This is a genomic window from Mesorhizobium sp. Root554, assembly GCF_001427025.1.
In the GTDB taxonomy this organism is placed as follows: Bacteria; Pseudomonadota; Alphaproteobacteria; order Rhizobiales; family Rhizobiaceae; genus Mesorhizobium.
This window is the reverse complement of record NZ_LMGA01000001.1, coordinates 907,243-921,528: the sequence shown is the minus strand read 5'-3', so window position 1 is coordinate 921,528 and position 14,286 is coordinate 907,243. Positions and strand designations below refer to the sequence as shown.

Genomic DNA, 14,286 nt, shown 5'->3' with positions numbered 1-14,286 from the left:
GCGGACACGAGCAGCCTTTAGGACTGGCAGGAGGAATGCTTGGAGGCCGCCATGAACAAGACGATCGAGGACCTTGCCGCACGCTGGCTGAAGCCCGGCGCCGAAGGGCTGGGCAAGCTGGAAAGCAGGGTTTTGCAAAGCACGATCGAGCGCAAGACGATTGCGCACAATCCAAACGACGCCTATGCCGCGCATCAGAGTTTCGGCGACAAGGTGGCAGACGGCATCGCGCGCTTCGGCGGCTCCTGGACTTTCATCCTCGGCTTCCTTGCCTTTCTGGTCCTGTGGGCGATCGCCAATGCCTGGCTGCTGGGCCGCGACTCGTTCGATCCTTACCCCTTCATCTTCCTGAATCTGGTGCTGTCGATGATCGCGGCGCTGCAGGCGCCGGTCATCATGATGTCGCAGAACCGGCAGAGCCAGCGCGACCGGATCGACGCTGCGCACGACTACGCAGTGAACTTGAAGGCCGAAATCGAGATCATGGCGCTGCACGAGAAGCTGGACGAATTGCGCCATGCGCAGATGAGCGGCATGCCGGACCAGATCACCGACATCCGCAGCGACATCGCCCTTGTGGCCGAGCGATTGAAACGCATAGAGGACCGGCTGATGACCGCGAAATGGTCATCAGGTCTTTGAGAACCGAAAGGCGATGACGCATACGATCCATCAGCTGATCGAGGAGTACGGGCTGATTGCTGTTTTCCTCGGCTGCCTTGCCGAGGGCGAAAGCGTCGCCATCCTTGCCGGCTTCTTCGCCCATCAGCATGTTTTCATCCCATGGCAGGCATTTGCGACGGCTTTTCTCGGCGCATTCGCCGGCGATACCGGATTCTTTGTGGTTGGCCGCAGCTTCGCCGATCATCCGTGGACCACAAGGATGCGGACCCGGCCCGGCTTCAGCCATGCCTACAGCCTCGTGCGGCAACACCCGAACGCCTTCGTGCTCGGAAACCGATTCATCTACGGCATGCGACTGGTGGGCGGGATCGCCGCAGGACTTTCAGGCATATCGTTGCCGAGGTTCGTGGTGTTGAACGTGATCTCGTCTGCAATATGGGCGGCGCTTTTCTGCGCCATAGGCTATGTGTTCGGACTGGGAGCCGAGCAGGTCGTCGGACGCACTCTGGTCCATCATGAAAGGCTGCTGATCGCGCTGGCAGTCGGGCTCGTGGTGGCAGTCGCGGCGTTCCTGCTGGCGCATCATGTCGCCAAGAGGGAGCGCAAGCACGGGCCTTGATCAGCCGCCGAGTTGCCGGTCGCCGCGATCGAGGATCAGCGGAATGATGAGGTCTTCCTCGTCGTCCAGGTGCCGGGTCAGCATCGCCAGCAATCGGTCGTTCTCGCCGGCATAGTCGTCTGCTGCGAAACGCTGCCTGTCCTCGCTTTCCTGCAATGCTTTGACAAACGCATTGGCCGCCGCCGCGTTGCGCTCCAGCGCATCATGGATCGTGTGATGATCGGCATCCAGAATGTCGAAGCCGCGCTTCAGCCGGCTCTCGGCCTTGGCGAAGATCGGGAAATAGTGCTGATCCTCGACATTATGGTGGCCATCCAGATTGCCCAGAAAATGATTGAGGCGCGGCGCGAACCAGCGGGCAAATTCTGGCGCCGTGAGACGGCCCTCGCGATAGTCGGCGATACCCCCGCTGAGCAGACCGCCCAGTTCGCGGAACATGTCGTGTCGCTGCAGCCAGAATCCAGCCATGCCATGGATGTTCTCATGCGCCTGCCATTCATTGCGTGGATATCTGTCCGCCAGCCAGCGCAGATCTTCCGGCAGGCCGGAGCGCTGTTCCAGCAATGGCAGGGGGGCGTCGTCCATGGCAGTCTCCTTTGGTAACCGCCATATAGGATGCGCCCGGCTAGATGGGTAGGCCCGTCAGCCGTTCGACGATGGCGATGATCCAGACACCTGCCGCGAGTACGATGGAGATCAGCACCGCCAGCGAACCGCAATCCTTGGCGAGCTGGATGTCGATGTGGAATTCACGCGAGATCGCATCGCAGGCAGCCTCGATGCCGGTGTTCAGCACCTCGACCAGGATCAGCACCAGAATGGAGGCGATCAGCAGGGCATAGATGGTCCAGCTCGAGGCGACGAACCAGCCGAGCGGCAGGGCGATGGCCAGCAGGATGAGTTCCTGCTGGAATGCGGCCTCGCTGCTGGCCAGTTTGCGGAAGGCCCTAACCGAATTATGGAAGGCGTCGATCAGCCGCTTCATGCGAGTTCCCTGAAAGCCCGACCGGGGAAGACTCGGTCGTCACCCCGGCAGATCGGTGCAAAGCGCGCTTATCCAACGTCTTTCAGCCGTCTGCAACATGGATCGTTGGCGAGGACCTCTCAAATTGCGGCAAGCCGTCGCCGATTTCGTAATAGTCGCCCTTGTCGGCGACAAAGATGTGGCTCTCACCCTTCAAGCCGCTCGGCCTGTCGAAGGCGCCGGCCATGACGGAAACGTAATCGTTGTCGATTGGCTTCCAGAACAGTGCCGAGCCGCAGGTCCGGCAAAAGCCGCGCCTGGCGAATGCCGAGGCCGCGTACCAGCTTACATTGTCCGCTCCTTCAATGGCGATATCGGCGTCGGCGACATTCGTCGCCGCGTAATAATGGCCGGTCTGCCTGCGGCATTGCGAGCAGTGGCAATAGACGACGCCACGCAGAGGGCCTCGGGTGACGAACCGAACCGCGCCGCACAGGCACGAACCAGTGTGATTTGCTTCCATGGTGTCCTCCTATCCGGCGATAGCCTTATCCAGCGATCATATGGCCAGCGCGCAAGACGGCGCGTGAGAATACGACATGCAAGCGCGGGAATGCCCTCGGATGGCGGCCCCCGTCACACCCTGTGGTAGCAACGGGATCAATAAAAGCCCCGGAAAGCCGGCAAATTAAGGAAACTTTAGCGCGAGCTGGGCTACTTTGATGCAAGCGAAGATCGCAATCGGAACGCGACCCTTCGCCATGTGCCAACGGTAAGGTCTGCACTTGCCCGCCCGGCAATGGCGAACCATCGGTGGTTTGAGGGGATTGATAGGTCTTTCATGCAACCGGCTGTCGTGTCACCGGAAGTAACCACTGACATTGCCGGCACCGTGGTCGCCACGATGCGCCAACTGGGCGTTCTCGGCCTGCCCCGCAACTATGAAATCTTCTACGAAGTGCTGAGCGGTCCGACTTCCGAGCTGAGCCTCGCCGTCGTCGGTCTGGGGAACCGGCCGACGCAGGAGGAACTGGACGCCATCAGCCATAGGTTTTTCGCCCACAATCATGGGCAGAGCGTCGTCGAACAGGCGCGCGACGTGCTCGCGCAGGAACTGGAAGATGTCGCATCCCTGCTGCGCAGCGAACGCACCCACATGGAAAAATACGGCAGGATTCTCGACGAAACGTCGGATGGGCTGAACAGCCGCAGCGCGATCTCGAAGGACTTGCTGCAAAAAGTGGTCAGCGCCGTATCGATGGCAACCACTTCGACCATCGATCACAGCAAACATGTTGCCGCGACCCTGCACGACAAGACGGCCGAACTGGAAAGCGTCAAGTCGACGCTGGAGGAATACAAGCGCCTCGCCGACACCGATCCACTCACGCAAATCTGGAACCGGCGGGCTTTCGACAAGGAAATCGCCCGCATCTACAACAGCGACCGCGGCATCCTGTTCAACGCACTGATCCTGGCCGATATCGACCGCTTCAAGGACATCAACGACCGCTTCGGCCATCCGGTGGGCGACAAGATCCTGCAGCAGATCGCCGACATCTTCCGCACCAGCATCGGCGCCAACATGTTCGTGGCGCGCACCGGCGGCGAGGAATTCGCCCTCATCGTCGAGGGCGTCAGCGAGGGCACGACATTCGAGGTCGCCGACCGTATCCGCCTGCTGATCGAGCAGACGTCGTTTTCCAGCAGCCAGACGGGCGCGAATTACGGGAAAGTCTCCGTTTCCATGGGCGTTTGCATGGCATCGGAAGCCGACAGCCCCGAAGACCTCTACACCAAGGCCGACCGCGCCCTCTATCGTTCCAAGGTCGAGGGCCGCAACAAGGTCACGCGGCATTCGGTCATGGCCGGGCGCACCGGCAAGAACTGGATGCTGTACAAGAAGGACTGAGATTTAGGGATCGAACCGTCGGCCAATGCCGACAACAAAAATGGCGCCGTCTCCGGCGCCATTTTTCATTTCGATCAGGCCCTATTCCGCGGCTTCTGTCCGTTGCGGACGGACGTGGTTCTTCTTGAGCAGGTCCGAAACGAGAAAGGCCAGCTCGATTGCCTGATCTGCATTGAGGCGCGGGTCGCAATGCGTGTGATAGCGATCCTGCAATTCCTCGGCCGTGATGGCGCGGGCGCCGCCGGTGCATTCGGTGACGTTCTTGCCGGTCATTTCGATATGGATGCCGCCGGGATGCGTGCCCTCGGCATGATGCACGTCGAAGAAAGTCTGGACCTCGGTCAGAATGCGCTCGAACGGACGCGTCTTGTAGCCGGCGGCGGTAATCGTATTCCCGTGCATCGGGTCGCATGACCAGACGACGCTTCGGCCGGCCTTCTTGACCGCGCGCACCAGCTTGGGCAGGTGTTCGCCGACCTTGTCGGCGCCGAAGCGGGCGATGAGGGTCAGGCGGCCTGGCTCATTCTCCGGATTGAGGAGATCGATCAGCTCCAGCAAGCCATCGGGCGTCAGCGACGGACCGCATTTCAGGCCGAGCGGGTTCTTGATGCCGCGGCAATATTCGATATGGGCATGGTCGGGCTGGCGCGTGCGGTCGCCGATCCAGATCATATGGCCGGAGGTCGCATACCAGTCGCCGGAGGTGGAATCGACGCGGGTCAACGCCTCCTCATAGCCCAGCAGGAGGGCTTCGTGGCTGGTGTAGAAATCGGTCTCGCGCAGTGCGAAGTTGGTTTCCGAAGTGATGCCGACCGCCCGCATGAAATCCATGGTTTCGGTGATGCGGTTGGCGAGCGCCTCATAGCGGTCGGCCTGCGGGCTGTCGGCGACGAAGCTCAGCATCCAGCGATGGACGTTTTCCAGGCTGGCGTAGCCGCCCTGCGCGAAGGCCCGCAAAAGGTTCAGCGTTGCCGCCGATTGACGGTACGCCATTTCCTGCCGCGCAGGATCGGGAATGCGCGACCTGGATTCGAACTCGATGCCGTTGATGATGTCGCCGCGATAGCTCGGCAGCGCTACGCCGTCCTTGGTTTCCGTATCGGAGGAACGCGGCTTGGCGAACTGACCGGCGACGCGGCCGACCTTCACCACCGGCTGCGAGCCGGCGAAGGTCAGCACGACCGACATCTGCAGGAAGACACGGAAGAAGTCGCGGATGTTGTCGGCGCCATGCTCGGCGAAGCTCTCGGCGCAATCGCCGCCCTGAAGAAGGAACGCCTCGCCTGCGGCGACGGCGGCCAGATGCTTCTTCAGCTTGCGCGCCTCGCCGGCAAAGACCAGCGGCGGGAAGGTGGCCAATCGGCCTTCGGTTTCCTTGAGTGCGTTCAGGTCCGGATAGGCCGGCACCTGCTGGATAGGCTTGGCTCTCCAGGAATTCGGCGACCATTTCGTCATTTCGGCACCCAACGCGCTTTGCAGGCGGCAACAATTGCCCGCAGCCCTGCCCCATATGGGGTTGGCGGCTCAATACATGAAGCCAGTTGGCTATTCTAGCCCGGATTTGGCCGCAAAGCGACGGACCGTTCTCCTCGCGTCGCTACAGGACAACGCATCGATGATGACCCCAGGTCAGCGCCGGAGTGATTCGCGACGGCCATTGTTTGCCAGCAAAGTCTTCGCTCAATTTTGAGGCAGGAAACGAAAGCGCCTGCTTGCGCGCCATCTTCGTTTAAGCATCGTTAATTTTCGCCGATTTATCTCATCCTTCCGTAAGGGAAGCTGTGGCTCCCTTACCACGCCATCATGCGGACTCGGCAGTTCTGGCGATATTTTTCATGGACTCTGATCAAGCGGTGTTACTCTTCGTAACAATAAGAAGGGTTGTGGGGCGGAAGATATGATTCGGGTCGCAAGACCGCGCCAATCAATGCTGACACGTCTTTTTAGCCGCACGGGTAAGCGAGCGCCGCTTACGCCGGTTTCATCGATGAGGAATTTCTGGGGGCTCATGCGGGCCTACTGGTTCTCCAGCCGGTGGAAAGAAGCCTGGGCGCTGACGCTGGTGATCGCGCTGTTGACGGCGCTGTCGAGCAAAGCCGGCGTCTGGTTTGCCGAAGCCTCCGGCGAATTGGTAAATTCCATCGCCTTCTTCCATGACGCCGCCAACACCACGCCGCTGGCCTCGCTTCTCGGCAATGCCGGGATGCTGGTCCTGCTGGTGTTGTTAAAGGATGCAGGCATTACAGGCGCGCGCACGTTCGTTTCATCGACCTTGCACCGCAAATGGCGGGGCTGGCTCGATAGCCGCTTCAACGAAGCGCTGCTCGATTCCAACCATACGCATTTCCATGCCCAGCATGGGGCCGACACTTCCGTACCCGACAATATCGACCAGCGCGTGCAGGAATCGATCAAGGGCCTGACCGGCGGCGCCATCGGGCTCGCCATGGGCGTCATGGCCGTCGCAAGTTCGCTTTTCTTCGTTGGTCAGAAGCTGCTTTCCATTTCCACCGAAGTCACCGGGCTGGAATTCCTCGGCCACTATGGCAGCGCGGTGCTGACTTTCGTCGCCGTTGCGACCTATGTCCCTGTCAACACGTGGATCGCCATAAAGCTCGGCGGCCTGCTGGAGCGCCTTTCCATCGGCATGCAGAAGGCCGAGGGCAGCTACCGTGGCGAGTTGACGACCTTCCTGCGCCGGTCATTCCATGTGGCTGCGTCGCGCGGCGAGCGAGTGCAGAAAGAAATGCACGAACGGCTTTATGTCGATATCGACAGCACGTGGGCGCGGCTGAACAAGGTCCATGCCGGCTACACATCTTTCGAACTGGTCTATAATTTCGTCGGCGCCCGCATCGTCGCCTATGGACCAGGGCTCATCCCGTTCATCAACCACCGCATCGACCTCAAGGGCTACATAACCGGCGCGGAACTGGTGAATTCGCTGATCAGCCAGTGCTCATGGTTCATCCATGTCATGCCGGCGATCGCGACGCTGCGCGCCAACACCAAGCGCGTTATGGATCTGGCAGAGGCGATCGAGAACGTCCAGCAGCCTGCCGCGTTCTACCGTCAGACCGGCCAGTCGGATTTCCGCTACGCCACGCAGAACCCTGTTTTCGGCCTGACTATCCAGCATCTGGAGCTGACGCATCAGGGTCACGAGACGACCCCTTTCCTCGCCACCGAGCGGTTGCGTTTCCGGCGCGGGGAATGGACCTTCCTGAAAGGCGAGTCCGGCTGCGGCAAGACTTCGCTCATCAAGGCGATCAACGGCCTTTGGCCCTACGGCAAGGGCACCATCGTGTTTCCGGAAGGCGTGAAGACATTCTACGCCGCGCAGGAAGTGAAGTTGCCCCAGATTTCACTGAAGGAACTGGTCTGCCTGCCGGGGTCGGCGGACGACCATTCCGACACGCGTGTCGCATCGGCGCTGCACAAGGCGGGTTTGGGTGAATTCATCGAATATCTCGGCGAGACCAGCCGCGAGGGCAAGAGCTGGGACCAGGAGCTCTCAGGCGGCCAGAAACAGAAACTGGTGGTCGGGCGCATTCTCCTCCAGCAGCCCGGCCTGCTGTTCCTCGACGAGGCTACGGCGGCGCTCGATCCAGACGGCAAGACGGCTTTCCATCAGGCGATCAAGGACAACTGCCCGAACGTCACCGTCATCAGCGTCATGCATGAGCCGGTGCCACCCCGCTCGCTGACAGGCGAAGAGTTCTATCACAGCGTGTTGACGATCGCCGACGGCGCGGCGAGCAAGAAGCCGCTGCAGCCCACCCTGCCGGCCGAGATCACCAAGATCCTGGCGCGTCCGCCTGCCATGGACGATGGCTGGCTGCGCATCCCGCGCGTCAGGCTGAAGCAGAAGTAGTTAGTCGATCCGCTGGCCGTTCTTCACGCGATAGGTCGGCTTGTACATGGTGACCAGTTCCTCGGCGGCGGTGGGGTGAACCGCCATGGTGCGGTCGAAATCGTCCTTGGTCAGTTCAGCCTTGATTGGAATGCCGAGAAGCTGCGCCATTTCGCCGGCGTCGGGTCCCAGGATGTGAGCGCCCAACACCTTGCGGCTCTTGGCGTCGACGACCAGCTTCATCAGCATTTTTTCCTGACGGCCCGAAAGCGTGTGCCGCATCGGCCTGAACGTCGCGCGATAAATCTCGACCTCGTCGAAACGCTTCACCGCCTCGTCTTCCGACAGGCCGACTGTGCCGATTTCAGGCTGCGAAAACACCGCCGTGGCAATCGTCTCGTGATCGGGACGGGTCGGGTTGTCCTTGAAGGCGGTCTCGATGAAGCACATTGCCTCATGGATCGCCACCGGCGTCAGTTGGACACGGTTGGTCACGTCGCCTATGGCCCAGATGTTGTCGATATTGGTGCGCGAAAAGGCATCGACCTCAATGGCGCCGGTCACGCCAGTCTCGATGCCGGCCGCTTCCAGTCCAAGCCCCTCGGTGTTCGGCGTACGACCGATGGCGAGCATGACCTGATCGACCGTCAGCACCTCACCGCCGGTGACGGTCACGTCCAGCCTGCCGTCAGGGCGTTTTTCGACCTTCTCGGAAATCGAATGGCAGAGAATCCTGATGCCCTTCGTCTCCATGGTTTCATGCAGGGTTCGGCGAAGATCCATGTCGAAGCGGCTGAGTATCTCGGTGCCGCGGTAAACCAGCGTGGTGGCGACGCCGAGGCCGTGGAAGATGTTGGCAAATTCAACCGCGATGTAGCCACCGCCCTCGATCATGATCGCCTTCGGCAATTCGGCCAGATGAAACGCCTCGTTGGAGGTGATGCAATGCTCGTGGCCGGGCAACGCCGGATGCAGCGCCGGACGCCCGCCGGTGGCGACGAGAATCTGGTCGGCGGTTATTGTGCGGCCCTCGGCCTCGAGCCGAACTGTATGCCTGTCGACCAGTACGGCGCGCGTCTGGAAGGTCTCGCCGCCGGCGCCCTGGACGTTATTGCGGTAGATGCCCTCGAGGCGGGCGATCTCGCGGTCCTTGTTGGCGATCAGTGTCGGCCAGTCGAAACTGGCCTGCGGTACCGTCCAGCCATGGCCGGCCGCGTCTTCGAAATGCTCAGGGAACTGGGAAGCGTAGACGAAAAGCTTCTTCGGCACGCAGCCGCGGATGACGCAGGTGCCGCCGAAGCGGTATTCCTCGGCTATGCCAACCCGCTTGCCGAGCGCCGCGGCGACCCTTGCCGCCCTCACCCCGCCGGAACCGCCACCGATGACAAAGAGGTCGTAATCATAGGCGGCCATGCGATGCTCCTGCAGTTCGTTATTGCGAAATCACAGGTAGGCTGCGGAAAGGCAAAAGAAAAGCCCGGCAGAAGCCGGGCTTTCGGTTGTGTACATGCTGCGAGGATTATTGCTTTGGAGCTGCCGGCGTGGCGGGAGCCGCTGGTGCTGCCCCACCCGCGGGTGCGGCGGGCGCAGCTCCGTCAGCTGGCGCCGCAGGCGCAGGCGCCTTGGCATTTACGGCAGCGGCAAGCGACTCGCCAACCTGCTGGGCCAGATCACGGGCAACGCCGTTCTGCCAGATTTCAGCCGCCTTGCCCAATTCACGCGTAACGATCGGACCGCTTTCCAGAAGCTTCTTACCCGCCTCCGAATTGTAGAACGCAGCAATGTCGGTAAGCTCTTTCTCGGAGAAGCCCTTGGCGTAGGCCGTCGCCGCCTCCTTTTCCAGGTCGGCGCGCCGCGCCGCCATGGCAAGCGTCTTTTCCTTGATGGTCTTGGTGATCAGGTCGCCCATGTCGGGGTTCTTCTGGATAAGCTGCTGCTGCAGCGCGCCAGCAGCCTGCGGCAGGATCAGGTCGAACTGATCGGTGGCGTGGATCGATGCGATCGCCGCATGAGCCGCCTTCAAGTGCGCTTCGCTGATGTCCTGTGCGAAGGCCGGGAAAGAAAAGGCGATGAAAGCAGATGTCGCCGCCATGGCTGACAGGCGGCGGATGCGGGTATGCAGCGTCATTCAACAAAACTCCCTAAGGGTCACGACCTGTTAATCTGGTCGAAATGGTGTGAGGCCATCTGGCCGGATACGAGGAGCGAAGGCGAAGGCAATGTTGACCATTGTCGAGCTTTCGCGACGAAGTTGCTGGCCAGATGGACCGCATCCGAAGGACGCCGAAACGGCTTCGAGCTGCGGCGTCGAAGCCCTCGGCCGATAAAACCACATCGGCCTTCGGGCTTCTCCTTGCATCTCTTTGCCGTTTCAGGCGCCATTTCGATCATATTAATAGGTCCTGACCCTGATTATCGGGCAGCGTGGACGGTTTCGATGCCACTGTCGCCGGCTATGATAGCCATATCCGCCAGCCCAATGAAAAGACCGTGTTCGACCACACCCGGAATGGCGTGAAGAGCATTCGACAGCGCTCTTGTATCCGGAATGCGGCCAAAAGATGCATCGAGTATGAAATGCCCGCCGTCTGTAACAAAAGGCTGGCGATCCGTCACCCTCAATGTAACGGCGCCAGACAGGCCGAGCGCGCTTGCCGCTTCGGCGATGGCGATCTCAGTGGCTTTGAGGCCGAATCGATTGACTTCGATGGGCAGCGGAAAACGGCCGAGCGTCCCGACCATCTTGGTCTGGTCGGCGATGACGATCATGCGAGCGGAAGCGACGGCCACGATCTTCTCCCGCAGAAGTGCGCCGCCGCCGCCCTTGATCAGCGTCAGGGCGGGGTCCAGTTCGTCGGCGCCATCGACCGTCAGGTCGAGCTGAGGCGTCTCATCCAGCGTCGACAGCGGCACGCCCAGTTCGTTGCACAAGGCCGCCGTTCGCTCGGACGTCGCCACACCGAGCACCCGGAAGCCGGTGGCGACCTTGGCCGCCAGCAGGCGGACGAATTCCTCGGCCGTCGTGCCGGTGCCGATTCCGAGCCGCATGCCATCCGAGACATGGGCCAGCGCCGCCCTTGCGGCCTCGATCTTCAACTGCCTGGCATCCATGGAAAGTTCGCCCCCATTGGGCGCTCCTAGCATTTTTGGCGGACGGGTCAAAGGGTAGCCCAAGGGCCAATCACCGGTTGCCTGATCGGCGGCGAGCGGCTATCGCCTGCGGCAGCGCAAAAAGACAGGATCCTTCATGAAACGCCCGATCGTTGTTTTCGACCTGGATGGCACGCTGATCGACACCGGTCCGGACCTTCTCGACAGCCTCAATCACAGCATTGCCGGCGAAGGCATTTCCGCTGTCGATCCGATGGCGATCCGGCGCTATATCGGCCACGGTGGCCGGGCGATGATCGAGTATGCCTATGCCGACCGGCAGAAGGCAATATCGGAAGCGGACCTTGATCGGCTCTTCGATATCTATCTCGACCACTATACGCGCAACATCCCCGGCAAATCCCTGCCCTACCCGGGCGTGCTGGAAGCGATTGCCCGTCTCGAGGACGCCGGCTACGCGCTCGCCGTTTGCACGAACAAATACGAGGCCAGTTCGCTGACGCTGATCGAGGCGCTGGGGCTCACCAGGCATTTTATCGCCATTGCCGGACAGGACACTTTTCCTTTCAAGAAACCGGACCCGCGGCACCTCTTCGAAACCATACGACTGGCCGACGGCGACCCGGAACGGGCCGTCATGGTTGGCGATTCCAAAACCGACATCGATACGGCAAAAGCCGCGGGAATCCCGGTCGTCGCCGTCGATTTCGGCTATACCGACCGGCATGTGCGGGAGTTCGAGCCGACTGCGATCATCTCGCATTTCGATGAGCTGACGGTCGAGTTGGTCGAGCGCATGATGACTGCCGCAAGCGGCGGGCGGCAAGCCGGATAAAGCGGCCAGTCAGGTGGTTGACTTAGGCCCGGCCGCTCCCTTATATCGCGGCGCGTCAGGCCTTCGGGCCGCGGCGGGCGATTAGCTCAGCGGGAGAGCACACCCTTCACACGGGTGGGGTCGTAGGTTCAATCCCTACATCGCCCACCATTTCCCTTGAACTTTAAGCTCGATCCGCCCCGGTCTCAGGCAGACGGCGCGCGCGTCTGCTCGGTGGCTTCCAGCGCCTGCTTCAGCCGCGCATCCCTGTCATAGACATCGTTGAAATACTCGACCTTGCCCGACATATCCGGCCAGGCGGTGAAGTACGATACGTAAACGGGAATCTTGCGTGTCACCTTGTCCACCGAATGGCCGGCCTTGATCTTCTTTGCGATATAATCGACGGGCTTGTTCATCACGGCGGCGGCCATGCCGCGCGGATCCTGCAGGCGCACGCAGCCATGGCTGAGCGCACGCATGTCGCGCTGGAAGAACGCCTTTTGCGGGGTGTCGTGCATGTAGATCGCATGCTTGTTGGGGAACAGGATCTTCAATTCGCCCAGAGCGTTGGCCTCGCTCGGTTCCTGGCGGATCGCATAAGGCACTTTCGAGCCGTAAGCGCCCCAGTTTACCGAGGACGACGGGATACGCTTGCCACGCGAATCGGTCACCTGATAGCCCGCCCGGTCCAGGTAGCCCGGATCGCGGCGCAGACGCGGCAGCATCTCGTTGACGATGATGGACTGCGGCACGCCCCAATACGGATTGTAGTCAACCTGCTCGATCTCGTCGTAGAAGAATGAAGTCTGGTTGGTGATCTTGCCGATCACCGCCCGCATCTTCAGCTTCTCCTCGCCGCCGTCGATGTAGCTGGCGGTAAAGGCAGGCTGATTGATGAAGACGCGGGGGCTGCCCAGATCGGACGGCAGCCAACGCAACTGCTCCATGGCATACTGGACTTTGTCGAGCCGGTCGGCCTTGGACGTGCCAGCAAGCGCGGCAACGGTGCGCGGGCCGACGACGCCGTCGCCCTTTTCGCCGGCTTTCTTCTGCGCCGCCTCGATCACCGGGACCAGTTCGGGCACGTATGTCTCGCTGGAGGCCAGCCGCACAAGCGTTTCGCCATATTCGCCGCCCATCTCGTCATCGAGATCGCGGGCGATCAGCGCCAGCAGCTTCGGCAGTTCCGGGCTGGTCTGGCCAGGCTTGAGCATAAGCTTCGGATCGACGACAATTTCGTTTTCAGTCGTCGCCTCGAGCGTTTCCAGTTCGGCGCGCAGGGCCTTGTACTCGGCGTTCTGCGGATGCCAGGATTCGAGATAGGCTTGCGGCGCCGGCGTATGGGCCAGCGTATCGAGCACACTGACCATATCGAGTGGCTTGGCCGGGAAGTCGTAATAGCCCGAAATCCGGTTGGGATCTATGCGGCCGCTGCGGGCGTCGTGAACGTAGCGCAGAACGCGCGCCGACAGAGCCATCTCGAAACGGATCAATTCCTGGAGGCGCGCTCCGGCATCCTCCGCAGGATTTCCTGCCGCTGGAATCTGCACCGCATAGTCGGCCGGAACCAACCCATGGCTTGCGGCCTCGCTTAGTACCCGGACGGCCTCCCTGGCGCGCTCGTTGGCGCTGGAGCCTGACACCCAGATGAATTCGGGATTGGCGGAATAGTAAGCAAGCAGCGCCTTGCCGATGTCGCGCTCGGCCAACAGATCATAGCCGTTCAGGCCGGACAACGCTTCGCGGAATGCCACGTCGGCGGTCGAGGGATCAAACGCGGCTTTCTGAACCGTTGCCCCGGTGGTTACGGGTTCGCCGCCGATCAGCGACGAGAAGTCGACCCGCGCCAGCGAATCCGCCTTGTAGGTATAATAGCTGGGGCTGCTGATCCTGGCGGCCCCGCCGCCGCTTGTGGAGGTTCTGGCGGCAGTATTCTTTCTCGGTTTGGGTGCTGGCGGAAATTCTCCGGCCGGCTGGCGCGAATGCCGCACGCCACCGCCGAAAAGTGACTCGAAGAACCCCTGCGCTCCGGCTTGTGGCGCACCGAAAACCAATGTCGCGGCGACCGCCAAAGGCAGCACGACTGTTCTTCTGTCCAAGCATTTCATGGATCACCCGCTTCCGGCCAGTGCCGGATCCCTCTTCCGCAATGCCCGAGCCTCGCCGGCGGCGTGGCGGATGTATGACACGACTATACCGATTCATACCGATTTCGTTAAGCTTCCATAAATTTCCGCAGGGTTGTTGCAGAAGCGTTTCACAAAACGGTGAGCCGCCGGGCGCCAAGCAGAGCCGGCCGGCCGGCCGACCATACAGCAAACCCTTGCACACCATGACCCCGGCCCGACAGAGAAGCCCGTTCGGAAGATATTTTGTCGAAGAAGGC

At 61.3% G+C, this 14,286-nt stretch carries 13 protein-coding genes and 1 tRNA gene; 6 read left to right on the top strand and 8 right to left on the bottom strand.

Going from position 1 to position 14,286, the window contains the following annotated elements:
* The first annotated feature begins 51 nt into the window (after positions 1-51).
* Positions 52-642, top strand: a complete 591-nt coding sequence (locus tag ASD44_RS04510; protein ID WP_056115431.1) for a DUF1003 domain-containing protein — start codon at positions 52-54, stop codon at positions 640-642.
* A 13-nt stretch (positions 643-655) separates the two neighbouring features.
* Positions 656-1,243: a DedA family protein gene (locus ASD44_RS04505; RefSeq protein ID WP_056109301.1), complete on the top strand. Its 588-nt coding sequence runs from the start codon at positions 656-658 to the stop codon at positions 1,241-1,243.
* Here ASD44_RS04505 and ASD44_RS04500 read toward each other — a convergent pair whose 3' ends face one another.
* From ASD44_RS04500 to ASD44_RS04490, 3 genes are all read right to left on the bottom strand, one after another.
* Positions 1,244-1,828 carry a hemerythrin domain-containing protein gene (locus ASD44_RS04500; RefSeq protein ID WP_056109299.1) on the bottom strand — a complete coding sequence of 195 codons (585 nt, stop codon included), beginning with the start codon at positions 1,826-1,828 and terminating at the stop codon, positions 1,244-1,246. It abuts the gene before it with no gap.
* Between the two features lie 40 nt (positions 1,829-1,868).
* Complete coding sequence (locus ASD44_RS04495) at positions 1,869-2,228, bottom strand: diacylglycerol kinase (RefSeq protein WP_056109298.1); 360 nt, start codon at positions 2,226-2,228, stop codon at positions 1,869-1,871.
* An 82-nt stretch (positions 2,229-2,310) separates the two neighbouring features.
* Positions 2,311-2,730 (bottom strand): GFA family protein, encoded by a 420-nt coding sequence (locus ASD44_RS04490; RefSeq protein WP_056109296.1) that lies wholly within the window; start codon positions 2,728-2,730, stop codon positions 2,311-2,313.
* Positions 2,731-3,048: 318 nt separating this feature from the next.
* Between ASD44_RS04490 and ASD44_RS04485 the strand changes: the two genes are divergently transcribed.
* Positions 3,049-4,119, top strand: coding sequence for a GGDEF domain-containing protein (locus ASD44_RS04485; protein WP_056109295.1), 1,071 nt, complete (start codon positions 3,049-3,051; stop codon positions 4,117-4,119).
* A gap of 81 nt (positions 4,120-4,200) precedes the next feature.
* Here the strand turns inward: ASD44_RS04485 and ASD44_RS04480 are convergent, their stop codons facing one another.
* A complete protein-coding gene (locus ASD44_RS04480) occupies positions 4,201-5,574 on the bottom strand; it encodes a 3-deoxy-7-phosphoheptulonate synthase class II (protein ID WP_056109292.1) in 1,374 nt (457 codons plus the stop codon).
* 532 nt (positions 5,575-6,106) lie between these two features.
* Between ASD44_RS04480 and ASD44_RS04475 the strand changes: the two genes are divergently transcribed.
* Positions 6,107-7,993 (top strand): ABC transporter ATP-binding protein/permease, encoded by a 1,887-nt coding sequence (locus tag ASD44_RS04475; RefSeq protein ID WP_056109290.1) that lies wholly within the window; start codon positions 6,107-6,109, stop codon positions 7,991-7,993.
* Here the strand turns inward: ASD44_RS04475 and gor are convergent, their stop codons facing one another.
* The 3 genes from gor to rpiA form a co-directional block, all read right to left on the bottom strand.
* Positions 7,994-9,385: a glutathione-disulfide reductase gene (gor, locus tag ASD44_RS04470; protein ID WP_056109288.1), complete on the bottom strand. Its 1,392-nt coding sequence runs from the start codon at positions 9,383-9,385 to the stop codon at positions 7,994-7,996. It abuts the gene before it with no gap.
* A 106-nt stretch (positions 9,386-9,491) separates the two neighbouring features.
* Positions 9,492-10,100: a DUF2059 domain-containing protein gene (locus ASD44_RS04465; protein WP_056109286.1), complete on the bottom strand. Its 609-nt coding sequence runs from the start codon at positions 10,098-10,100 to the stop codon at positions 9,492-9,494.
* Between the two features lie 284 nt (positions 10,101-10,384).
* Positions 10,385-11,083 (bottom strand): ribose-5-phosphate isomerase RpiA, encoded by a 699-nt coding sequence (rpiA, locus tag ASD44_RS04460; protein WP_056109285.1) that lies wholly within the window; start codon positions 11,081-11,083, stop codon positions 10,385-10,387.
* Positions 11,084-11,219: 136 nt separating this feature from the next.
* On the opposite strand from rpiA, the gene ASD44_RS04455 reads away from it, so the two are divergent.
* A complete protein-coding gene (locus tag ASD44_RS04455; RefSeq protein WP_056109283.1) occupies positions 11,220-11,918 on the top strand; it encodes a phosphoglycolate phosphatase in 699 nt (232 codons plus the stop codon).
* A gap of 75 nt (positions 11,919-11,993) precedes the next feature.
* A tRNA-Val gene (locus ASD44_RS04450) sits at positions 11,994-12,068 on the top strand.
* A gap of 35 nt (positions 12,069-12,103) precedes the next feature.
* Here ASD44_RS04450 and ASD44_RS04445 read toward each other — a convergent pair.
* Positions 12,104-14,008 (bottom strand): murein L,D-transpeptidase, encoded by a 1,905-nt coding sequence (locus tag ASD44_RS04445; protein ID WP_056109281.1) that lies wholly within the window; start codon positions 14,006-14,008, stop codon positions 12,104-12,106.
* Positions 14,009-14,286: the final 278 nt, after the last annotated feature.